The organism is Streptomyces sp. NPDC104307, from assembly GCF_055584045.1.
Genome location: NZ_JBVJMU010000003.1, coordinates 325983 through 347192, shown reverse-complemented (window position 1 = coordinate 347192; position 21210 = coordinate 325983). Strand labels below are relative to the sequence as shown.

Below are 21210 nucleotides of genomic sequence, written 5' to 3'. Positions count from 1 at the left end.
GGCGCGCCGCCGCGCTCTCAGCCGAAGAAGACCTCCGCCTCCGCGTAGAGCGCCGGGTCGACCGTCTTGAGCCTGGCGGTCGCCTCCGCGATCGGCACCCGCACGATGTCCGTGCCGTTCAGGGCGACCATCTTCCCGAAGTCGCCGTCGTGCACGGCGTCGATGGCGTGCAGCCCGAACCGGGTGGCCAGCCAGCGGTCGAAGGCGCTGGGGGTGCCGCCGCGCTGGATGTGGCCGAGGACGGTGGTCCTGGCCTCCTTGCCGGTGCGGCGCTCGATCTCCTTGGCCAGCCATTCACCGACCCCGGAGAGCCGGACATGGCCGAAGGAGTCCTGCGAGCCGTCCTTGAGGACCATCTCGCCCTGTGCGGGCATGGCGCCCTCCGCGACCACCACGATCGGGGCGTAGCTCGCCCGGAACCGGGAGGCCACCCAGGCGCAGACCCGGCCGACGTCGAAGCGCTGTTCCGGGATGAGGATGACGTTGGCGCCGCCGGCCAGTCCCGAGTGGAGCGCGATCCAGCCGGCGTGGCGGCCCATCACCTCGACGACGAGGACCCGCATATGGGACTCGGCCGTGGTGTGCAGCCGGTCGATGGCCTCGGTGGCGATGTTGACGGCGGTGTCGAAACCGAAGGTGTAGTCGGTGCCGGAGAGGTCGTTGTCGATGGTCTTGGGTACGCCGACGCAGTCGATCCCGTGCTCCTCGGACAGGGTCGCCGCCACGCCGAGGGTGTCCTCGCCACCGATCGTGACGAGTGCGTCGACCTCGTGCCGGTCGAGGTTGTCGCGGATGCGGCGGACACCGTGATCCGCCTTGAGGGGGTTGGTGCGCGAGGAACCGAGGATGGTGCCGCCGCGCGGCAGGATGCCGCGCACCACAGGGATGGAGAGCGGGACGGTCACCCCCTCCAGCGGTCCCCGCCAGCCGTCCCGGAATCCGATGAAGTCGTAGTCGTACTCCTGCACGCCCTTGCGGACGACGGCACGGATGACCGCGTTGAGTCCGGGGCAGTCGCCGCCCCCGGTCAGTACTCCGACCCGCATGGAAGCATCCCTTCGCCGAAGTGAGCTCACTCCACTCCAAGCTAAGGTGATCCAGGTCACAACGGGATGGGTCGTACGGTCAATTCCCGTGCAATGTCCGGGTGTTGATCTCAGGCGTCGTCAAGGCCGCGCTCGATGGCGTACCGCACCAGCTCCACCCGGTTGTGCAACTGGAGCTTGCCCAGGGTGTTCTGGACGTGGTTCTGCACGGTGCGGTGCGAGATCACCAGCCGTTCCGCGATCTGCTTGTACGAGAGCCCCTTGGCGACCAGCCGCAGCACCTCGGTCTCCCGCTCCGTCAGCTCCGGGGCCTTCGGCTCGTCGGAGGCCGCGGGGACCGGCTCGGAGGCCAGCCTGCGGTACTCGCCGAGTACCAGACCCGCGAGGCCGGGGGTGAAGACCGGATCGCCGGCCGCGGTGGAGCGGACGGCCTCGGTCAGCTCCTGGGTGCTCGCGGACTTGAGCAGGTAGCCGGTGGCGCCCGACTTGACCGCCTCCAGCACATCGGCGTGCTCGCCGCTCGCGGAGAGCACCAGGACCCGCAGCCCGGGGTGCGCGCCGACCAGTTCCTTGCAGACCTGGACGCCCGGCATCCCGGGCAGGTTGAGGTCCAGGACCAGGACGTCGGGGGTGACGGCCCCGGCCCGGCGGACCGCCTGGGGGCCGTCGCCCGCGGTCGCCACCACGTCGAACCCGGACTCCGCGAGGTCGCGGGCGACGGCGTCGCGCCACATCGGGTGGTCGTCGACCACCATCACCCTGATCGCCCGCCGCTGGGCACCTGCTTCATGTGCTGCGTTCATCGGACCGAACCCGCCTTCCCCCGTGAAACCTTCGGAACCTTCAACTCGACCTCCGTGCCCTGGCCGGGAACCGAGATCAGCTCTGCCGTACCGCCGAGCTCCCGCAGTCTGCCGCGTATCGACAGGGCCACCCCGAGCCGCCCTTCACCCTCGGCCTGGGCGAGCCGCCCGTCCGGGATGCCAGGCCCGTCGTCCCGGACCGTGACGATCACCTCCTCCGGCCAGTCCTCGACCAGGATCCAGGCCTGGGCGCCCTCCCCCGCGTGCACCCGGACATTGTCCAGCGCGGCGCTCACCGCGGCCGCCAGCTCCATCGCCGCCGGGGGCGGGAGCAGCACCGGGGCGCCGGGCTCCGCGAAGCTGACCCTGGATCCGGCGTGCGGGGCGAGCAGGGCGCGCAGATCGGTCTCGCCGGGCTCGTCGTCGTCCGTCTCGACGGTGCGCACCACGGCGCCCTCGGCCGCGTCCTCCGACACCCGGGTCGGCGGCACCAGGCCGCTGGAGACCAGGGTGCGCAGGGCGACCTCCTGCTCCCCGGCCATCCGGCCCAGCTCCGCGGCCTCGCCGCCGATCGCCGTACCCCGTCGCTGCACCATCGCCAGGACCTGGAGCACGCTGTCGTGGATGTCGCGGGCCAGCCGTTCCCGTTCCCGGGTGGCGGCCTCGATCTCCAGGGCGCGGGCGAGGGTGCGCTCACTGGCGCGGGCCACCTCGACGACGTAACCGATCGCGATGGAGGCGACCCAGACCAGCAGGACGTTGTGCAGGGTGTCGCGGCTGGGTTCGGCGCGCTCGATCAGGTTGGCGGCGGCCACGAAGGTGGAGGCGAAGGCCGCCCAGCGCCAGCCGCCCTTGATCGCGAAGGCCAGCACGGAGCCCGCGGTCCAGATGGACGGCAGCGTCGGACCGTCCATGTGCTGGGCCTGGAAGTCCGCGAGCGGGGTCAGCAGGATGCCGGCGAGAGCGAGCGCGAGATCGGTGCCGAGGAAGCGCTTGGTGCAGGCCACCGCGCCGGAGACCTTCGGCAGGGTGGCGAGCGTCCAGACGGCCATGACCGTCAGAAAGGCGATGGCCACCCAGGGCCGTTCGTACTTGTCGCGTCCGAAGACGGCGAGCAGGATCGCGTAGAGCATCGTGAGAATGCGGTAGGCGGTCAGCGCACGCCACAGCGGCTGCTCGACCGACATCCGCACGACCCGCACACGTTTGGCCATCTTGTTCTCCCCCACCCCCGACGGACCGGCGACCGCTCAGGCGCCGCCGCCGTCCCCGTCCGTACCCGGCTGCCCGTCCCGGCGGCCGGACGAGGCCCGCTTGGCGGCCTCCGCCTGCCGCTTCGACTCGTCCGCGAGCTGCCGCTTGGCGGCGGTCGCGTAGATGTCCACGTACTCCTGACCGGACAGCCTCATGATCTCGTACATCACCTCGTCGGTGACCGAGCGCAGGATGAAGCGGTCGCCCTCCATGCCGTGGTAGCGGCTGAAGTCGAGCGGCTTGCCGATCCTGATCCCCGGGCGCATCAGCTTGGGCACCACCTGGCCGGGCGGCTGGATCTTCTCCGTGTCGATCATCGCGACGGGGATGACCGGCGCCCCGGTCGCGAGCGCCACCCGGGCCAGCCCACCGGGCTTGCCCCGGTAGAGGCGGCCGTCGGGCGAGCGGGTGCCCTCCGGGTAGATGCCGAAGAGGCCGCCGCTCTCGATCACCTCGATGCCGGCCTTGATCGCCGCCTCGCCGGCGCCCCGGGCGCCCGAGCGGTCCACCGGGAGCTGGCCGACGCCCTTGAAGAAGGCGGCGGTCAGCTTGCCCTTGACGCCCGGCGCGGTGAAGTACTCGGCCTTGGCGATGAAGGTGACCTTGCGGTCCAGGACAGCGGGCAGGAAGAAGGAGTCGGAGAAGGACAGATGGTTGCTCGCGAGGATCGCCGGTCCCTGCGCGGGGATGTTCTCCAGGCCCTCCACCCACGGCCTGAAGGCGAGCTTCAGAGACCCGCCGATGGAGAACTTCATAGCGCCGTAGATCAACTCGGGTGCCTCCTGTGTGCTGTCGGTCAGACCCTAACCCGTCCGGTCTCCCCTGCTCCTGCCCGGCACGGCGCGGGGTACCCGGCCCGTGCCGGTGACGGCCCTGGTCGGTGTCGGTCCGGTCGCGTACGGTGAAGTAATCCTCTGCACTCCCCCCTTTCGCTCCCCTCCGAGCCTCACGAACAGGAGACCCCGGTGCCGGTCCTTCCTGGAGCCGAGCCGTTCCGCCACGACGGCGGAGAGGTCGGCGTCCTCCTCTGTCACGGATTCACCGGCTCCCCGCAGTCGCTGCGCCCCTGGGCCGGTTATCTGGCGGAGCGCGGGCTCACGGTCTCGCTGCCGCTGCTCCCCGGACACGGCACCCGCTGGCAGGACATGCAGGTGACCGGCTGGCAGGACTGGTACGCGGAGGTGGACCGGGAGCTGCGGTCACTGCTGGAGCGGTGCTCCCAGGTCTTCGTCTTCGGCCTCTCCATGGGCGGCGCCCTCGCGCTGCGGCTCGCGGCGAAGCACGGCGACGCGGTCCGGGGTCTGGTGCTCGTCAATCCGGGCAACAAGGTGCACGGTCTCGCCGCGCACGCGCTGCCGGTCGTCCGCCATCTGGTGCCGACGACGAAGGGGCTGGTCAACGACATCGCCCTGGGGAGCTCCGAGGAGATCGGCTACAACCGGGTGCCGCTGCACGCGGCCCACTCGCTGCGGAAGTTCTTCCGGCTGGTCGACGCGGAGCTGCCCCAGGTGACCCAGCCGCTGCTGCTCCTGCACAGCCCGCAGGACCATGTGGTGCCGCCCGCCGACTCGGCCCGGATCCTGAGCCGGGTCTCTTCGAGGGACGTCGAGGAGATCCTCCTGGAACAGAGCTACCACGTGGCGACGTTGGACCACGATGCGGAGCGGATCTTCGACGAGAGCTACTCGTTCATCGGCCGCCTCGCTCCGAGCGTCGGGAAGAAGGGGAGCACGTCCGGTGGCTGAGTACAACGCGGATCGCGCGGGCGGCGAGGAGGAGCGCGAGCCGCTCCCCGCCGAGGGAGCGGCCGTCCCCGATGACGGCGGCGCACCACCGCCGGAGGCCCCGGGCACGGACCGGGGCGGCGACGGGGAGCTTCCGGTGGACGAGGACGCCGTCTGGGAGGCGATCGTCGCGGGGTACGGCGACGAGCCGCCGGACCCGCCGGGCGCCAGGCCGTTCCGGTCCATCGAGGACGTGGCGCTGCTGGAGGACGGTCCGCTGACCGCCCTGGACCCGGACAAGGGCATCGGCAAGCGCCCGCCCAAGCCGCCGGAGAAGCCGCTCGGCAGTTCGGTAGTGTTCGCCCCCGGTGTCGGTGCCGGCCCGCGCGACTACGAGCCGGCGGAGCCTGCCGAGGGTGACACGGACGACGACGACAGCGGCGAGGGGCACTTCGTGCCGCCGGAGCCGCCGCCGCTGCCGGAGGCCGACGTCACGGCGAAGTTCGCCTGGCTCGCGGTGATCGGCGGTCCGGTCCTGCTGCTGCTCGCGGTGCTGCTGCGCTGGGAGATGACCTGGTGGCTGACGACGGTCTGCGTCGGCGGTTTCCTGGGCGGCTTCGTGACGCTGGTGGCGCGGATGGAGCACGACGAAGAGGACGGCGACGACCCCGGCCGCGGCGCGGTGGTCTGAGCGGGTCCCCTGCGAGTGGCCGCGCCGCAGAGTGGTTGCCCCTTTCCGGGGCGCGGGGTTCCGTCCTCAATCGCCGGACGGGCTTGGGTGGTGCGAGTGCTCCGCGTTGCGCAGGTGCGCCTGCCCGGTGGGTGGGGGTTCGGGGTCCCTCCGGGGCGTCTCCTCAAACGACGAACGTGCGGGGGGTCCGTATTGCGTACCCGGGTCTGTGTTCGTCGTTCTGCGGGGACTCCCCTGCACGCCCCCGAACCCGCTCCGTCGCGCGTCTGCGACAGTAGTCCGGCCGGTGTGCAGACGCGACTGGGGCTGGGGTGGGGACGTGCAGGGGAGTCCCCGCAGAAAATGGCGTACGACCCGGGTCCCTTACGTACCCGGGTGAACACGCCATTTTTGAGGAGACGCCCCGGAGGGGCACCACCCCCCACCCACCGGGCAGGCGCACCCGCACACGCGGAGCACCCGCACTCAAGCCCGTCCGGCGATTGAGGACGGAACCCCGCCACCCCTCGCCGCAGGCACCCGCAGCGCGGCCAGCACCGGCAGGTGGTCGGAGGCGGTCGGCAGGTCGCCCTCGGCCACGCCGGGCAGCCCGGCCGGGACCCCGCAGCCGAGCACCTCGATGCCCCCCGTCGCGAAGAGCGCGTCGATCCGCCGGACCGGATCGTGCGACGGGAAGGTGTGCTCGCCGCCCCGGGGCCGTACCGTCCAGCAGTCCTGGAGCCGCCCGGCCAGCCGCCGGAACGCCTGCCCGCCCGGTGCTTCGTTGAGGTCGCCGCCCACCACGGCATGCTCCACACCCATCGCCTCCAGCCGGCCCAACAGTGCCTCCGCCTGGGCCAACCGCTCCTCGCGCCGCAGGCTCAGATGGCAGCTCAGCACCCCGATCCGGGTGCCAGCGATCCGGACGACCGCGGTGGCGAAGCCCCTGCGGTGCAGTCCGGGGGTGAGCGGCAGCAGGACGTCCTCGGTGCGCTCGACCGCGACGCGCATCGAGCAGAGCAGGAGCGGTCCGGCCGCGGTGGCTCCGCCGCCGAGGATCACCAGATCACTGGCGCGCGCGAGCCGGGCGGCGTACTTGCGCCAGCGGAAGAAGCGCGGCGCCTCCTGGACGAGGACCAGATCGGGCGCGCAGGCGCGGATCACCCGGGCCAGCGCGGCAGGGTCGTCGCGCATCGACCGGATGTTGTAGCCGAGCACTCTGATGACGGCCGAGCCGTCCTGCTCGGTACGGGATTCTGGCAGCGACGTCATGACCATGCCGGTCACGATACGACGGACGCCCGCCGTGCCCCGAGAGGGGCGCGACGGGCGTCCGGTGTGTCCGTATCCGCTCGGATCAGCCCTGCCGGGCCAGGTCCGCCGCGCCCACCAGACCGGCCTTGCCGCCCAGTTGGGCGGCGAGGACCTGGGCGTGCGGGCGCCACTCGCCGCCGATCAGCCAGCGCCGGAACGACTTGCGGATCGGGTCGAGCACCAACTCGCCCTCGTCCGAGACGCCGCCGCCGACGATGAAGGCGGACGGGTCGAACAGCGAGGCGAGGTCGGCCAGTCCGGCTCCGGCCCAGCGGGCCAGCTCGCGGAACGAGTCGACGGCCACCGGGCAGCCCTGCCGGGCGGCCTCGCTGATGTGCTTGCCCTCGATGCCCTCGACCGTGCCGTCACCGAGCGACAGCAGGATCGTGGCGTTCTCGGGGGTGGCGTTGGCCCGCTGCTTCGCGTACCTGACGAGCGCCCGCCCGGAGGCGTACTGCTCCCAGCAGCCCTGGCTGCCGCAGCCGCAGAGCAGACCGTCCGGGACGACCCGGATGTGGCCGAACTCGGCGGCCACGCCGAAGCGTCCGCGGCGCAGCTTGTTGCCGATGATGATGCCGCCGCCGAGGCCGGTGCCGAGCGTGATGCAGATGACGTCGTCGTGGCCCTGGCCGGCGCCGAAGCGGTATTCGCCCCAGGCCGCCGCGTTGGCGTCGTTCTCGACGACCACCGGGAGGCCGACGCGCTGCTCGACCTTGTCCTTGAGCGGCTCGTGCCGCCAGTTGATGTTCGGTGCGAACAGCACCGTGGCACGCTTGTCGTCGACATATCCGGCCGCGCCGATGCCGACCGCCTCGACCGGGTGCCCCTCGCTCGCGCCGGACACCGCCGCCGCGATCGCGTCCACGATGCCTTCGGCCGTCGGCGGGGTCGGCACCTTGAAGGTCGAGAGGATGTGGCCCTCTTCGTCGACCACTCCAGCTGCGATCTTCGTGCCGCCGATATCGACGCCGATGGTGAGTCCCATGAATCCCTCAGTTTCGGTCGAGCCCCGCTGGGGGCAACCGTACCCGAGGCCGGGCGCCGTCCTGTCGGTGCCGGTCAGTCCAGGTCGATCTGTTCGCCGGTGTCAGGCCCCTCTTCCCGGGGGTCCGTGGCGTCGTCCGCCTTCTTTTCCGTGCCCGCCGGGTCCCCGGCGCCCTGGGTCCAACGGCGTTCCTGACCCTCGACGGCCGAGCGGTAGGCGGCGAGCAGTTCACCACCGGCTGCGGCGATGTGGTCGAAAACGTCCGGATTGCGTTCGATGACGGGCTCGACCGCGGACTTCGCCTGCCGGATGACCTGCTGGACCGCGCCCTGGGCCGCCACGCCGAACAGCGGCGACTGGAGGGAGGAGACCTTGTCGGCCACCGCGTCCACCAGCTTGCGCAGCTCCTCGGCGGCGGAGCCGGGCGGCGGACCGTACTCGGCACGGCGGCGGGCCTTCTCGGCGGCGAGGTCCTCGGCGCAGGCCTGGGCCCACGCGTCGTCGTCGGCGGGACGATCGGTGGCTTCGCTCATGGCGGACTCCTGCGACGTGGGTGGCCGGCGGCCCGGCAAACGGGACCGACCCGTACCTACGACGTTACCCGAACGGCCACGAGCCGTTCAGCCCGTTCTGGGCCACAGGTCCGGGTCGGGCGTGAACCGGACCCGGAGCACCCCGTCGGTGAGTGCGGCGCCGGAGACGGTGCAGCGGCGCAGAGCGGACTCCAGGGGCACGATGCGGTGGAACGGGCCTACGGTGAGCAGGAGTTCGCTGCCGCGGCGGACCAGCTGGAGGTCCTTCTTGACCGCTCCGGGCAGCCGCAGGCACCAGACCAGTATCCCGTCCGGACCGCCCGGACCGCCCGGACCGTCAGGAACATCCGGACCGTCCGGCGCCTCGGACTCCTCGATCCACCAGGGGTCCTCCGCACGGCCGGTCCCCCGGTCGTCCACGGCCACGGCCGGCGCCCCGTCCCCACCGGCCGGGGCGGCCAGGGCGGTCAAGTCGTCAGGGCCCTGCGGGTCCCGGCCCAGGTGCGGCAGCTCCCGCGGCGGGGCTTCCGCCGCCCACTCCTCGCGCCAGTGGTCGAGGCACTTCTCCTGCTGCGCGGCGAGCGCCGCGAACCAGGGGTCCGGGGAGTGCCGGGGCAGCACCCGGTTGGCCACCAGGGCGTCGACGCGCAGTCCTTGCAGGGCGAGTCCGGTACGGGCGGTGCGCAGCGCGTCCTCCGCGGCCGGGCCCGGTTCCGCGACCAGCCGGAGTGTGGTGGCGCGGTCCTCGATGAGGGCCTGGACCTCGGCGAGTTCGGCGTCGCGCCGGGCCGCGGCCTCGTACAGCCACTGGGCGGGCATCGGCACGCCCGCCAGCTGGGCGAGCATCGGGCGCAGGGCGCGTGCGGCCTGGCGTTCCTGGGGCAGCAGCCGGCGCAGGTAGCGGCGCAGCTGTTCGGGCAGGGCCAGTACGGCGAGGGCCTCGCGCAGCGGCGGCAGGTCGACGACGAGGAGGTCGTAGCCGTCGCGGGACCAGTCGCCCCGGGCGGCGCGGCGCAGGCTCTGCAGGAGGGCGAGCTGACCGCTGCCGGGGAGCTCGGTGAGCTCCTCAGCGTCCAGCCGGTTGCCGCCGAGCAGGCCGAGCACTCCGGACAGCTGGTCTTGGAGGGCGAGGAGTTCGGCGCGGAAGTGCTCCGCGGAGTCGGTCCGTACGGACCACAGGGTGTCGGTGACCCGGGCGGGCTCGGTGGACGAGGGGAAGCCGGGTATGTCGTCCGGGGAGATCAGCAGGGTGCGGACGCCCCGGCGCGAGGCGGCCAGCGCGGTCGCCGCCGCGACGGTGGTACGGCCGGCCCCGCCGGGGCCGGTGACCAGGACCGTACGCACCGCGTCAGGCCTTCGGGACGGACTCGACGCGCTTCTTCAGTCCGGCCAGGGCGCGGTCGATGATGACCTTCTCGGCCTTGCGCTTGATCATGCCGAGCATCGGGATCTTGACGTCGACGGTCAGCCGGTAGGTGACCTCCGTGCGGTCGCCGTCGCCCAGCGGGGCCAGCGCGTAGGAGCCGTCGATGGCGCGCAGCATCTGGGACTTGACCAGGGTCCAGCTGACCTCGTAGTCACCGATCCAGGTGTACGCGAGGGTGTGGTCGTCCTTGATCGCTCCGGCGTCGAGGACGAGGCGGACCTTCTCGGCGCGGCCGTGGTCGTCGGAGGCGAGCACCTCGGCCTCCTTGACCTCGCCGGTCCACTCCGGATAGCGGTCGAAGTCGGCGATCACACCCATGACGTCGGCCGGTGCCGCCTCGATCGTGATCGTCGAGCTGGTGTGTTCAGCCATCGCTGTGGCCCTCCAGTGCGGTGTACCGGTCGGTCGGCAGAGACCTGCCGCCAGAAGGCTATCGCGTGTGCGCCGCGCCCCGGCCCAGGGCCTGCCGCGATGCCCGGCCGGGCCCGGTCACCATTCCAGCGCCCAGGGCGTGCCGGTCGAGGCGAAGTGGCCGACGTTCACGCACTCGGTGGCGCCGATCCGCATCCGGCGGACCAGGGGCTGGTGGACGTGGCCGAACAGGGAGTACCGGGGGCGGGTGCGGCGGATGGCGTCGAGCAGGGCGCGGCTGCCGCGTTCGAACCGGCGCGCCACGGTGTCGTAGGTCAGCTCGGGGACGTCCGGCGGGATGTGGGTGCAGAGCACGTCGACCTCGCCCACCGCCTCGATCTTGGCGGCGTACTCCTCGTCGCTGATCTCGTACGGGGTGCGCATCGGGGTCCGCAGGCCGCCGCCGACGAAGCCGAAGACGCGGCCGCCGATCTCGACGCGCTCGCCGTCCAGGACGGTGGTTCCGGGGCGGGCGTACTCGGGCCACAGGGTGGGGATGTCGACGTTGCCGTAGGTGGCGTACGTCGGGGTGGGCAGCGCGGCGAACATCTCGGCGTACTGCTTGCGCACGGCCGAGATGATCGCGGCGTTGCGGTCCACGCCCGCCCAGAGCTCCCGGCCGAAGTCCCGGGCCTCCTCGAAGCGGCGCTCGGTGCGCAGGGCGACGATGCGGTCGGCGTTCTCCACACCGAAGAGTTCCGGGAAGATGCCGCGCGCGTGGTCGGCGTAGTCGAGGAAGAGCACCAGGTCGCCGAGGCAGACGAGGGCGTCGGCGCCGTCGCCCGCGCGGGCCAGTGCCTCGGTGTTCCCGTGCACGTCACTGACCACGTGGATGCGGGTGCGCCGCTCGGCGGCGGCCTCCCGGCTGTTCGGTCCTGCTCGCATGATGATCACCCTAGAACCCCCGCGTCCGCCTGGGTAGAGGGCGCCGGACCTGCGGTTACTTCCAGGGGGCGGTACGGGTGCACTACTGTGCGCGAAAGCCCGGCCGATATGTGTGACGCGTAAGACATCTGGCCGGAAACCCCTATCCGGAACCGAGTACTGGTGGGTAACGTCCGGGCAGTCCAGTTGTGCTCACCCCACTGAGCACCCGCCATCTTGGACCGCATCCGGTGCGTCACACAGAGCCGTGGCACCGGAGCCCGATGAGGAGCAGCAGTCTTGCGCGAGTTCAGCCTTCCGGCCCTGTACGAGGTCCCCTCGGACGGCAACCTGACGGATCTCATCCGCCGCAATGCCGCTCAGCATCCTGATGTCGCGGTGATGAGCCGCAAAGTGGCGGGCGTCTGGACGGACGTCACCGCCACCGAGTTCCTGGCCGAGGTCAGAGCCGTCGCCAAGGGGCTGATCGCGGCGGGTGTCGAGCCCGGCGACCGGGTGGCCCTGCTCTCCCGCACCCGTTACGAGTGGGTGTTGGTCGACTTCGCGATCTGGAGCGCGGGCGCGGTCACCGTGCCGGTGTACGAGACCAGTTCCGCCGAGCAGATCCAGTGGATCCTGGGCGACTCCGGCGCCACCCTGTGCGTCGTGGAGTCCGAGGCGCACCAGGCGTCCGTCGTCTCGGTCCAGGAGGGGCTGCCCGAGTTGAAGGGCATCTGGCGGATCGACGACGAAACGATCGCTCAGATGTCGGCGCTCGGCGAGGCGGAGGTCTCGGACGAGGTCCTCGACCTGCGGATGACGAGCGCCAAGGCCGACGATCCGGCCACCATCGTCTACACCTCCGGCACCACCGGACGCCCCAAGGGCTGCGTGCTGACCCACCGCAGCTTCTTCGCGGAGTGCGGGAACGTGGTGGAGCGGCTCAAGCCCCTCTTCCGTACCGGCGAGTGCTCGGTCCTGCTGTTCCTGCCGGCCGCGCACGTCTTCGGACGGCTGGTCGAGGTCGCCTCCGTGATGGCCCCGATCAAGCTCGGCTGCGTACCGGACATCAAGAACCTCACCGATGAGCTGGCCGCGTTCCGGCCGACCCTGATCCTCGGGGTGCCGCGGGTCTTCGAGAAGGTCTACAACTCGGCGCGCGCCAAGGCCCAGGCGGACGGCAAGGGCAAGATCTTCGACAAGGCCGCGAACACGGCGATCGCCTACAGCCGCGCGCTGGGCACGCCGCAGGGCCCGGCCATGGGCCTGAAGTTCAAGCACAAGGTGTTCGACCGGCTGGTCTACAGCAAGCTGCGGGCCGTGCTCGGCGGGCGCGGCGAGTACGCGATCTCCGGCGGCGCCCCGCTCGGTGAGCGGCTCGGACACTTCTACCGGGGCATCGGCTTCACCGTCCTGGAGGGCTACGGCCTGACCGAGACGTGCGCGGCCACCGCCTTCAACCCGTGGGACCGCCAGAAGATCGGCACGGTCGGCCAGCCGCTGCCCGGCTCGGTCGTGCGGATCGCGGACGACGGCGAGGTGCTGCTCCACGGCGAGCACCTGTTCTCCGGCTACTGGAACAACGAGACGGCGACGGCGGAGGCGCTGGCCGACGGCTGGTTCCACACCGGGGACATCGGCACCCTCGACGAGGACGGCTACCTCGCGATCACCGGCCGTAAGAAGGAAATCATCGTCACGGCGGGCGGCAAGAACGTCGCGCCCGCCGTCATCGAGGACCGCATCCGTGGGCACGCCCTGGTGGCGGAGTGCATGGTGGTCGGCGACGGGCGCCCGTTCGTGGGCGCGCTGGTGACGCTGGACGAGGAGTTCCTCGGGCACTGGGCGGATGAGCACGGCAAGCCCGTCGGCTCGACGGCCCTGTCGCTGCGCGAGGACCCGGAGCTGCTGGCCGAGGTGCAGCGCGCCATCGACGACGGCAACGCCGCGGTGTCCAAGGCCGAGTCCGTAAGGAAGTTCCGCATCCTGGCCGCCCAGTTCACCGAGGAGGCGGGCCACATCACGCCGTCGTTGAAGCTGAAGCGCAATGTGGTGGCGAAGGACTTCGCGGACGAGGTCGAGTCGATCTACCGAGGCTGATCCCCACGTGGACGGAGGGGCCCGCGCCGGAAGTGGCGCGGGCCCCTCCGTACGTTCAGAGCAGTTCCCGGAGCTTCTGGGCCAGCAGGTCCCAGCGCCACTTCTCCTCGACCCAGGCCCGGCCCCGCTCCCCCATCCGCCGGCGCAGCTCCGCGTCCCCGAGCAGCGCGACGATCCGCTCCGCCGACTCCTCGGCGGAGCCGCCGCGCACCACCCAGCCGGTCTCGCCGTCGAGCACCGCGTCGGGGGCGCCGCCCGAGTCGCCCGCCACCACCGGCAGCCCGGTCGCGGACGCCTCCAGGTAGACGATGCCGAGGCCCTCCACGTCCAGGCCGCCGCGCCGGGTGCGGCACGGCATCGCGAAGACGTCACCGGCCCCGTAGTGCGCGGGCAGCTCCGCCCAGGGCACCGGGCCGGTGAACCGCACCGAGTCCTGGACCCCGGTCTGAGCCGCCAGCTTCCTCAGATCCGCCTCGTACGGTCCGCCGCCGACGATCAGCAGGACGGCCTCCGGCACCTCGGCCAGGATCGCGGGCATCGCGAGGATCAGGGTGTCCTGGCCCTTGCGGGGCACCAGCCGGGACACGCAGACGACGACCGGCCGGTCCGTGAGCCCGAGCCGGGCCCGGACCAGGGCGCCGCCCGAGTCCGGGTGGAAGGTCTTCTCGTCCACGCCGGGCGGCAGCTGGACCATGCGCTCCGCGGCCGCCGGGGTGAGCGCGGCGGCGATCCGGGAGCGGGTGTACTCGCCGAGGTAGGTGATCGTGTCCGTGCCCTCGCCGATCCGCCGCAGCAGTTGCCGGGAGGCGGGCAGCTGGGCCCAGCCCGCCTCGTGCCCGTGCGTGGTGGCGACCAGTCTGCGGGCACCGGCCCGGCGCAGTGCGGGCGCCATCAGCCCGAGCGGGGCGGCGGCGCCGAACCAGACGGACGAGCAGCCGTGGGTGCGCAGCAGCTGGACGGCGCGCCGGGTCACCCTCGGCGTGGGCAGCAGCATCGTCGTACGGTCGCGGACCACGGTGAACGGCTGCTCGGCGTCGAAGGCGGCGGTGGCCTCGGCACCCTCCGGGCCGCGCTTCCAGGTGGAGGCGTAGACGACGATGCGGTCCGGGTCCAGCCGGAGCGCCATGTTGTGCAGGAACGCCTGGATGCCACCGGGGCGGGGCGGGAAGTCGTTGGTCACGATCAGGGTCTTGTCCATCGCCGCCGACAGTACCGGGCGGCCCCGCCTCGTGGCTCTCGCACGGACGGGGCGGGCATCATGTCCTGTCGTACGACCGACGGAACGGACGAGGGCGGGACATGACGGGTTCGAGCAGCGCACGACCGGCCTTCGTGGTGTGGGCCCTCAGCAGGGCCCTGCTGCTGCTCTGTGTCGTGAAGGTGATCACGCTGCCGGGCCCGGACGTGACGAGCGACGTGTCGGTGATCTACCACGGCTGGTACGACGTGCTGAGCTCGGGCAGCTACCCGCAGTCCGACGTCACCTGGCAGTACCCGCCGCTCGCGGCGCTCGCGATCCTCTCCCCCGCCCTGCTGCCGTTCCTGGACTACGCCTCGGCCTTCTTCGTCCTGGCGTTCCTCTGCGACGCGCTGGTGCTCGGTCTGCTGCTGTACGCGGGCCGGGGCGCGGCCCGGCGGACGGCCGGGGCGTGGGTGTGGGTGGCGGGCGTGCCGCTGCTGGGGACGACCGCGTACGCCCGGTACGATGTGATGGTGACGGCGGTCGCGGTGGCGGCGCTGCTGGCGGGGGTGCGCCAGCCGAGGGTGCTGGGGGCGCTGGCGGCGGTCGGGGCGCTGCTGAAGGTGTGGCCGGCCCTGGTGCTGGCCGGTACGGCCCGGGGGCGGCGGACGCGGCTGGCGTGGGCGACGGCGGCCGGGGTGGCGGTGGTGCTGCTGGTGGTCTGCGCGCTGGCGGCGCCCGGCGCGCTGGCCTTCCTCGGTTTCCAGCGCGACCGGGGCACAGAGGTCGAGTCGCTGGGTGCGCTGGTCTTCCATGTGTGGCGGCAGTTCGGCTGGCAGGGCCGGGTGGAGCTGCACTACGGCTCGCTGGAGTTCCTGGGCCCGCAGGTGCCGCTGGTGAGCACGCTCGCGCTGGGGCTGAGCGTGCTGGCGTTCGGCTGGCTGCTGGTGTGGCGGCTGAAGGCGCGCACGTTCGGTGTGAGTACACCGGCGGACGCGGCGTTCACCGCGGTGCTGCTGTTCACCACCACGAGCCGGGTGATCAGCCCGCAGTACATGCTGTGGCTGGTCGGCCTGGCGGCGGTCTGCCTGGTCTTCCGGGAGAGCCGGATGGCGCTGCCCGCCTGTCTGGTGCTGGTGGCGACGGGTGTCACGCAGCTGGAGTTCCCGCTCGGGTTCGTCCATGTGGTGACGAGCGACGCGACGGGCGTGCTGCTGATGTTCGTCCGCAACGGGCTGCTGGTCGCCGCGACGCTGATCGCGGGCGGGCGGCTCTGGCGGGACACGGTCACGCGGCCGGCCCCCGAGGTCAGCCCAGCCGGTCGCGCACGTACTCCCGCCAGCGCGCCGTGAAGTCCTGCGGAGTGGTGCCGAGCACCTCGTGCAGGGCCTGCTCCACCGCCCCGTCCCGTCCTGAGTGGCCCCCGACGGCCCGGTAGAAGGCGAACAGCTTCTCCTCGCCCCAGCGCTCCGCGATGAGCTCGCAGGCCAGCCAGCCGCCCTCGTACGCCCTCGCGAGGCGGTCCGGGTCCTCCGTGAAGCCGAAGTCGCCGTCGGTGGGCAGGGCGGCGGGCGGCTCGCCGCGCCGGACGGCGTCCGCCAGCTCCGGCGCGACCTCGGCGGCGGTGCGCTCCCCGTCCCGGTAGGCCGCCCAGTCCGCGAAGCCCTCGGAGAGCCAGGTGGGGGTGGCGGACGAGGTGCGGGTGCGGGTGGCGACGTGGGTGGTCTCGTGGGTGAGGACGACGCGCTGTCCGAAGCCGCCGAGCAGGGCGTACGCCTGCGGGTTGACGATGACCCGGTCGGCGGGCGCGGTGCCGGAGCCGCCGGTCTCGCCGGTGGTGACGGCCGCTATGCCCCGGTAGTTCGCGGCGGGTGAGCCGAGCAGCTCGCCCATGTCCTGCACGGTGTCCGGAACCAGCACCACCACCCGCCCGGCCCACTTCTCCGGCCAGGCCCCGGAGACGGCGGGCACCGCCCGGTCCGCGGTGTCCGCGATCCCGGTCAGCTCCTCGCGGGAGCGGCCGACGCCCAGCACCAGGCTGTGTTCGCCGCGCACCACCTCGACGTCGCCCTGCTGCCAGAGCTGCCGGCCGCCGCCCTGCGCCGGGCGGTCCGCGGTGAGGTACCAGCGGCCGTCCGCCTCGTCCCGTTCGAGGTCGAGGACCCGGTCCACGGAGACCGGCGCGCTGTCGTAGCCCTTGATCCGGTAGCCGAGCCGGACGTCGGCGGTGGCCCGGTCCGCGCCGTGCGGCGAGATGTCCGTCAGCCGGTACGTCCAGGAGCCGATCGGCAGGTCCGCGAGGTGGCCGAGCTCCTTGCGCTGGGCGGCCCGCAGGTCGGTGGCGTCCTGGGCGACGACCGCGACGTAGCCGTCCTCGTCGTGGTGCATGACCGCGGCGGCCCGGCGGTCCAGGGTGGCGCGGATGTCGGCGGCCGCGGTGTCCGGGAGGTCCGGGGCCGGGGCCGAGCAGCCGGCGGCGCACAACAGCGCGGCGAGCACGGCGCCCGCCGCGCGCCGTCGTCCGCCGCGCGCCCGTTCCGCGGTACGCCCCTGATCAGCCACATGACCGAGAGTACGGTCAGACCCGGGTCACTGAGGAGACGGGCATCATGCCGACCGGGTCGTAGCGGACCGGGGCGCCGGGGTGCGGGGCGTGGATGACCTGGCCGTTTCCCACGTACATCCCGATATGGCTGGCGTCCGCGCGATAGGCGACCAGGTCGCCGGGGCGGGCCTCGGAGAGCGGCACCTGGTGGCCGGCGTACCGCTGCGCCTGCGAGGTGCGGGGCAGGCTGACCCCGGCCTGCGCGTACGCCCACTGCATCAGGCCGGAGCAGTCGAATCCGGAGGGGCCGCTCGCGCCCCAGACGTACGGGCGGCCCAGCGCCCGGTGGACGGCCGTGACGGCGGCCGCCGCCCGCCCGGAGCCCGCCGGGAGTCCGGCCATCGTCCCGTTCCCGGTGTCCCGGCCGGTGCGCGACGCCCGGTCGAAGGCCGCCCGCTCGGCACCGGGCAGCGTTTCGAGCAGCCGTCTGGCCTCGGCGAGCTTGCGGACGACGGTCCGCTTGTGGCGGCTGAGAGCGGCGCGGTCGCGCTCCAGGCCCGCGAGGGAACGGGCGGCCTCCGCCCGGGTCTGGGCCAGCGACCGCTGGGCCCTGCGGAGTTCGGACAGGGCGGCCGCCCGGCTGTCGTTGACCATGCCCAGCGCGGCGGCCCGCTCCAGGTAGTTGTCCCGGTCCGAGGAGAGCAGCAGGGCGAGCGAGGGGTCGATGCCACCGGAGCGGTACTGCGCGCGGGCCGCAGAACCGAGCGCCTTGCGCATCCCGTTGACCCGTTCCTGGCCCCGGGCCGCCCGGTCCTGCGCCCTGCTCACCTCACCGCGCAGCCGCCGGACGTCCTCACCGGCCTTGTTGTACTGCTCGGTGGCGTGCTCGGCCTCGGCGTAGAGGCGGTCGGCCCGGGACCCGGCGGTCTGCGGGGTGTCCTGCGGTTCGGCGTTCGCGGTGGCCGCGCCGAGCGTCGCGGCGGCGGTCGCCGCCGCGGCCGACAGGACAGTGACCCGGGCGCTCCGGCTCTGGCCGGGCTGTGTGGAACGGCGATGGGACACCACAGGACGCCGCACTCCCTTCCGCTGTACGCAGCTGTGCGCAGCCCCTGCCGCCCGGGTGGGCGGACCGACACCTGGAGCTGCGCGGCAGCCAGACAGTAGTCGGACGATCACGGAGCGGACAAAGACCACGCCGGGCGGACCGGGGCCCCGAACAGCGGCGCCCCGCCGGTGACCTGTGGTCTCCGGCGGGGCGGGCAGTCAGTACGGGGCGCGGGAATTCGCCCGTTCGGGCGTGATCAGATGCGTACGGCGGTCTGGTAGGCGCCGACGGTGTTCATCGACTCGTAGCGGACCACGGCGCCCGGCTTCGGGGCGTGCAGCACGGTGTTGTTGCCCGCGTAGAGGGCCACGTGCGAGGTGTTGCTGAAGAAGACCAGGTCGCCCGGCTTGAGCTGGCTGCGCCCGATCTGGGTGCCCTGGTTGATCTGGGTGTACGTGGTGCGGGTGATCTCGGCACCGGCCTGGTGGTAGGCCCACTGGGTCAGACCCGAGCAGTCGAAGGAGCTGGGGCCGGTACCGCCGGAGACGTACGGCTTGCCCACCTGGGTGGAGGCGGCCTGGAGGGCGGCGCCGCCGAGGGCGGACGCGGGAACCTCACTGCCCAGGTCGACCCGGTCACCGGCGGAGCGGCTGGCGCGCAGGTCGTCCTCGCGCATCTTCGCGCGCTCGGCGGCGGTGAGGGTGTTGAGCACCTTCTGCGCCTCGGCGAGCTTGCCCTGCTGCTGCTTCTTCTTCTCACCGAGCGTCTTGCGGACGTCGGCCAGGTCGCTGAGCTTGTCCTGGGCCTCCTTGCGCTCCTGCGCGAGGGACCGCTGCTTCTCCTGGATATTGGCCAGCGACTCGGTCTGCTTGGCCGTCAACTGGTCCAGCGACGAGGCCTGGTCGAGGAAGCTGTCCGGGTCGGAGGCGAGGAAGAGCTGCACCGAGGGGTCGATGCCGCCCGAGCGGTACTGCGCGGCGGCGAGCGAACCGAGTCCGGAGCGGAGCGTGTTGAGCTCCTCCTGGCCGCGGGCCACCTTGTCCTGCAGCGCGCCGACCTGCTTTTCGAGCTTCTCCTGCTTCTCCTTGGCCCCGCTGTACTGCTCGGTGGCCGACTCCGCCTCGTGGTAGAGCTTGTCGACCTTCGCCTTGACCTCGCTCTTGGTCGGCTTGGGGTCGGCGTGAGCGGCCTGGGAAGTGAGGGCCACGGCCGCGGCGGCGGTCGCGGTGAGCACGGTCACACGGGCGCGGCTCGGGTTCTTGGGACGGCGGTGGGACGCCACGAAGGCGAGCTCCTTCTTCCGTGAGCCGCCTACCGGGCTGTGGGGGACGTCATCCCCGGCTCCGTGTGGATCACGGACTCGGCGGTTCCTTCACTGCCACCCCGGGTGGGTGATCAACCGTGCGAAGGTTCGAGGCCCGACCATAGTGACCATCCTGTGATCAGTTCAAATCCTCGCAGGAAAAATCTCGTCACACCGGGTACTTCTTTACCCACACCACACTGCGTGTAGCGGCGAATTGACGGCCCGTTCCGTAATTTACGGCATCCGCCAACAAGACTGGCAAGCTTCGTCAAACACGTGAAAGCCGCTTCAGGAGCAAGACGGACGCAACGGGTCTGGCGCCCGCCTTCGCCACTCCGTCGGCCACTTCGCGGTCGGTGGAGACCACCACGACGGGCCGCCCGGACGGTTCGGCACGCGCGAGCTGACGGATCAGCTCGTCCGCGGTGACACCCGCCCTGCTGAACAGCACCCGTACGCCGCGGGGCGGTGCGAGCAGTACCGGAGCGGCCAGCTCCGCCCCGTCGAAGACGCAGGTCATCTCGGCGCCCGTCTGGGCCGCGAGCATCGACAGACCGCCCAGCAGCCGCAGTCGCTGCTTCTCCAGCGGCAGCTGCGGGTAGCCGGTCTTGGTGACGTTGTAACCGTCCACGATGAGGTGCGCCTGCGGCAGCGCCAGCAGTTGGTCCAGCAGCGCCGGATCGGTGTCGGAAAGGGCTCTGGCGGCAACGTCCTTGGGCGACATCCGGCCGGGCTCGACCGCGTCCACGGTGTCCGCGGGGCGCATCGAGGAGGGCGGCAGCGCCAGTTCGCGCCGCAGTCCGCCGGCCGCTTCGAGCACCGTGTCGAGCAGCAGCCGCAGCCGCATGTCCTCGACCGAGCGCCCCTCGCGGGCGGCCCTGCGCCCCGCCTCGACGGACGCCTCCGCCTCGCTGAGCCGGGCCCGGAGCCTGCGGGTCTCGCTCTCCGCCGCGGACACCTGGGCGGCCGCCTCCGCCCGCGCGGTGTCGCTCTCGGCCCTGCCCCGGCGCAGCGCCGCCTCCGCGCGCTTCACCTCGTTGGCCGCGCTGCGCAGTTTGCGCTGGAACGACTCGGCCTCCTTGCGGGCCGCGTCGAGGTCGTTGCGGAGCCGTTCGGTCTCGCTCTTCGTCTGGGCGCGGGCCCGGTCCAGCTCCTCGCGGAGCCGTTCCAGCTCGCGCCGGCTCTCCTCGTCGGCCCGCTCCGCGTCGGCCCGCTGGGCCTCCTCACCGGCGGCGGCGAGGAGCTTCACCCAGCCGTCCGGGCGCAGCACGTAGGCCGCGGCGGCGACGTCCACGGGATCGGCGGCGGCGGGCGGCGCGCCGGCCTCCAGGGCGGCACTCAGCTCCGGCTGGTTCTCCCGCAGCCGTTCACCGATGCGCCGCCGGAAGGTGGCGTCGCCCGCCAGCGCGGCCGCCATCGCGTTCCCGGCGAACTTGGCACGCCTGCTCGGCGTGAATCGGGCGTACTGTCGAAGCTGGGCGGGGAGTTCGGTGACCGTGAGGGCTCCGAACGCGTCAGAGACCAGCGCGACGACCCGACGCCGTACGCCTTCGGGCAGCGGGCGGTCGAGCGTCTCCACGGCATCGTCGGCCGCATCGGCCGACGCGGCGCCGCCAGGGGGCTGCTCCACCATCCGTCACCTCAAACTGTATGTCCGCACGGCCCCGTCAGGAGTCGGCACCCGGCCTGTCGACTAGCTCGATCTGGTCCACCGCGTTGCACCAACGGCAGCGCACCGACTCGATGGTCTCACTGACCACCTCGCGTTCTTCGACGCTCGACTCCCCGGCCAGGTCGAGATGGACGTATTCGACGACCTTGGACGAGCGCGTCACGTCGAATCGCGTGAGGTTTCCGCAGAGCGTGCAGCGCCAGCGGGTCGCCTCTGTCGGCTGGGGAACCGTCGTCATCGTTGCGTCCTCTTTCGTCGGGCCTCGTGCTGCCACTTAAGGATCTTCGCGGTGCGCCGTCGAACTGCGGATGTCCTGCCGCAACCCTACGGCC

At 72.3% G+C, this 21210-nt stretch carries 20 protein-coding genes; 4 read left to right on the top strand and 16 right to left on the bottom strand.

The features are described 5' to 3' along the window. Nucleotides 1-17: 17 nt before the first annotated feature. The 4 genes from ACZ601_RS11620 to ACZ601_RS11605 all read right to left on the bottom strand — a co-directional run bounded on the left by ACZ601_RS11620 (nucleotide 18) and on the right by ACZ601_RS11605 (nucleotide 3873). Nucleotides 18-1046, bottom strand: coding sequence for a 6-phosphofructokinase (locus ACZ601_RS11620; RefSeq protein WP_469535992.1), 1029 nt, complete (start codon nucleotides 1044-1046; stop codon nucleotides 18-20). Nucleotides 1047-1156: 110 nt separating this feature from the next. Continuing rightward, nucleotides 1157-1849 (bottom strand): response regulator, encoded by a 693-nt coding sequence (locus ACZ601_RS11615; RefSeq protein WP_440575215.1) that lies wholly within the window; start codon nucleotides 1847-1849, stop codon nucleotides 1157-1159. Then, nucleotides 1846-3063, bottom strand: a complete 1218-nt coding sequence (gene macS / locus ACZ601_RS11610; protein WP_469535989.1) for a MacS family sensor histidine kinase — start codon at nucleotides 3061-3063, stop codon at nucleotides 1846-1848. The genes ACZ601_RS11615 and macS overlap by 4 nt, the downstream gene beginning before the upstream one ends. 36 nt (nucleotides 3064-3099) lie before the next feature. Continuing rightward, nucleotides 3100-3873 (bottom strand): lysophospholipid acyltransferase family protein, encoded by a 774-nt coding sequence (locus tag ACZ601_RS11605; RefSeq protein WP_440575217.1) that lies wholly within the window; start codon nucleotides 3871-3873, stop codon nucleotides 3100-3102. Nucleotides 3874-4068: 195 nt separating this feature from the next. On the opposite strand from ACZ601_RS11605, the gene ACZ601_RS11600 reads away from it, so the two are divergent. Both ACZ601_RS11600 and ACZ601_RS11595 read left to right on the top strand, forming a co-directional pair. Then, a complete protein-coding gene (locus ACZ601_RS11600) occupies nucleotides 4069-4848 on the top strand; it encodes an alpha/beta hydrolase (RefSeq protein ID WP_440575218.1) in 780 nt (259 codons plus the stop codon). Continuing rightward, nucleotides 4841-5518, top strand: coding sequence for a hypothetical protein (locus ACZ601_RS11595; protein WP_440575219.1), 678 nt, complete (start codon nucleotides 4841-4843; stop codon nucleotides 5516-5518). The genes ACZ601_RS11600 and ACZ601_RS11595 overlap by 8 nt, the downstream gene beginning before the upstream one ends. 465 nt (nucleotides 5519-5983) lie before the next feature. Here ACZ601_RS11595 and ACZ601_RS11590 read toward each other — a convergent pair whose 3' ends face one another. From ACZ601_RS11590 to ACZ601_RS11565, 6 genes are all read right to left on the bottom strand, one after another. Next, nucleotides 5984-6775, bottom strand: coding sequence for an endonuclease/exonuclease/phosphatase family protein (locus ACZ601_RS11590; RefSeq protein ID WP_469535985.1), 792 nt, complete (start codon nucleotides 6773-6775; stop codon nucleotides 5984-5986). Between the two features lie 79 nt (nucleotides 6776-6854). Continuing rightward, nucleotides 6855-7796 carry an ROK family glucokinase gene (locus ACZ601_RS11585; RefSeq protein WP_123526544.1) on the bottom strand — a complete coding sequence of 314 codons (942 nt, stop codon included), beginning with the start codon at nucleotides 7794-7796 and terminating at the stop codon, nucleotides 6855-6857. 74 nt (nucleotides 7797-7870) lie between these two features. Then, a complete protein-coding gene (locus ACZ601_RS11580) occupies nucleotides 7871-8329 on the bottom strand; it encodes a DUF5304 domain-containing protein (RefSeq protein WP_440575221.1) in 459 nt (152 codons plus the stop codon). 87 nt (nucleotides 8330-8416) lie between these two features. Beyond that, the gene (locus tag ACZ601_RS11575; RefSeq protein WP_469535981.1) at nucleotides 8417-9673 is read right to left on the bottom strand and encodes an ArsA family ATPase; all 1257 of its coding nucleotides are present in this window, start codon (nucleotides 9671-9673) and stop codon (nucleotides 8417-8419) included. Nucleotides 9674-9677: 4 nt separating this feature from the next. Then, the gene (locus ACZ601_RS11570; protein WP_311306157.1) at nucleotides 9678-10127 is read right to left on the bottom strand and encodes an SRPBCC family protein; all 450 of its coding nucleotides are present in this window, start codon (nucleotides 10125-10127) and stop codon (nucleotides 9678-9680) included. A 117-nt stretch (nucleotides 10128-10244) separates the two neighbouring features. Next, nucleotides 10245-11051 (bottom strand): metallophosphoesterase family protein, encoded by an 807-nt coding sequence (locus tag ACZ601_RS11565; protein ID WP_469535978.1) that lies wholly within the window; start codon nucleotides 11049-11051, stop codon nucleotides 10245-10247. A 279-nt stretch (nucleotides 11052-11330) separates the two neighbouring features. Between ACZ601_RS11565 and ACZ601_RS11560 the strand changes: the two genes are divergently transcribed. Beyond that, nucleotides 11331-13130 carry an AMP-dependent synthetase/ligase gene (locus tag ACZ601_RS11560; RefSeq protein ID WP_469535976.1) on the top strand — a complete coding sequence of 600 codons (1800 nt, stop codon included), beginning with the start codon at nucleotides 11331-11333 and terminating at the stop codon, nucleotides 13128-13130. A 55-nt stretch (nucleotides 13131-13185) separates the two neighbouring features. On the opposite strand, the gene ACZ601_RS11555 is transcribed toward ACZ601_RS11560, so the two are convergent. Further along, the gene (locus tag ACZ601_RS11555; RefSeq protein WP_469535974.1) at nucleotides 13186-14328 is read right to left on the bottom strand and encodes a glycosyltransferase family 4 protein; all 1143 of its coding nucleotides are present in this window, start codon (nucleotides 14326-14328) and stop codon (nucleotides 13186-13188) included. Between the two features lie 101 nt (nucleotides 14329-14429). On the opposite strand from ACZ601_RS11555, the gene ACZ601_RS11550 reads away from it, so the two are divergent. Next, on the top strand, nucleotides 14430-15662 hold the full coding sequence (locus ACZ601_RS11550; RefSeq protein WP_469535971.1) for a glycosyltransferase 87 family protein: 1233 nt from the start codon (nucleotides 14430-14432) through the stop codon (nucleotides 15660-15662). On the opposite strand, the gene ACZ601_RS11545 is transcribed toward ACZ601_RS11550, so the two are convergent. The 5 genes from ACZ601_RS11545 to ACZ601_RS11525 form a co-directional block, all read right to left on the bottom strand. Next, entirely contained in the window at nucleotides 15619-16872 is a 1254-nt protein-coding gene (locus ACZ601_RS11545) for a Cif family virulence factor (RefSeq protein WP_469535969.1), read from the bottom strand. The genes ACZ601_RS11550 and ACZ601_RS11545 overlap by 44 nt on opposite strands. A 16-nt stretch (nucleotides 16873-16888) precedes the next feature. Continuing rightward, entirely contained in the window at nucleotides 16889-17920 is a 1032-nt protein-coding gene (locus ACZ601_RS11540; protein ID WP_469535966.1) for a C40 family peptidase, read from the bottom strand. Between the two features lie 236 nt (nucleotides 17921-18156). After that, entirely contained in the window at nucleotides 18157-19182 is a 1026-nt protein-coding gene (locus ACZ601_RS11535) for a C40 family peptidase (RefSeq protein WP_469535964.1), read from the bottom strand. A gap of 292 nt (nucleotides 19183-19474) precedes the next feature. Then, nucleotides 19475-20836 carry an NYN domain-containing protein gene (locus ACZ601_RS11530; protein ID WP_469535961.1) on the bottom strand — a complete coding sequence of 454 codons (1362 nt, stop codon included), beginning with the start codon at nucleotides 20834-20836 and terminating at the stop codon, nucleotides 19475-19477. 37 nt (nucleotides 20837-20873) lie between these two features. Further along, a complete protein-coding gene (locus tag ACZ601_RS11525; RefSeq protein WP_024494175.1) occupies nucleotides 20874-21116 on the bottom strand; it encodes a hypothetical protein in 243 nt (80 codons plus the stop codon). Nucleotides 21117-21210 lie beyond the last annotated feature (94 nt).

Bases quoted from the DNA above. Each gene is read 5' to 3' on its own strand.
- ACZ601_RS11620 (WP_469535992.1), bottom strand. From the start codon at position 1,046: ATGCGGGTCGGAGTACTGACCGGGGGCGGCGACTGCCCCGGACTCAAC.
- ACZ601_RS11580 (WP_440575221.1), bottom strand. From the start codon at position 8,329: ATGAGCGAAGCCACCGATCGTCCCGCCGACGACGACGCGTGGGCCCAG.
- ACZ601_RS11550 (WP_469535971.1), top strand. From the start codon at position 14,430: ATGACGGGTTCGAGCAGCGCACGACCGGCCTTCGTGGTGTGGGCCCTC.
- ACZ601_RS11615 (WP_440575215.1), bottom strand. From the start codon at position 1,849: ATGAACGCAGCACATGAAGCAGGTGCCCAGCGGCGGGCGATCAGGGTG.
- ACZ601_RS11585 (WP_123526544.1), bottom strand. From the start codon at position 7,796: ATGGGACTCACCATCGGCGTCGATATCGGCGGCACGAAGATCGCAGCT.
- ACZ601_RS11555 (WP_469535974.1), bottom strand. From the start codon at position 14,328: ATGGACAAGACCCTGATCGTGACCAACGACTTCCCGCCCCGCCCCGGT.
- macS (WP_469535989.1), bottom strand. From the start codon at position 3,063: ATGGCCAAACGTGTGCGGGTCGTGCGGATGTCGGTCGAGCAGCCGCTG.
- ACZ601_RS11565 (WP_469535978.1), bottom strand. From the start codon at position 11,051: ATGCGAGCAGGACCGAACAGCCGGGAGGCCGCCGCCGAGCGGCGCACC.
- ACZ601_RS11590 (WP_469535985.1), bottom strand. From the start codon at position 6,775: ATGGTCATGACGTCGCTGCCAGAATCCCGTACCGAGCAGGACGGCTCG.
- ACZ601_RS11570 (WP_311306157.1), bottom strand. From the start codon at position 10,127: ATGGCTGAACACACCAGCTCGACGATCACGATCGAGGCGGCACCGGCC.
- ACZ601_RS11525 (WP_024494175.1), bottom strand. From the start codon at position 21,116: ATGACGACGGTTCCCCAGCCGACAGAGGCGACCCGCTGGCGCTGCACG.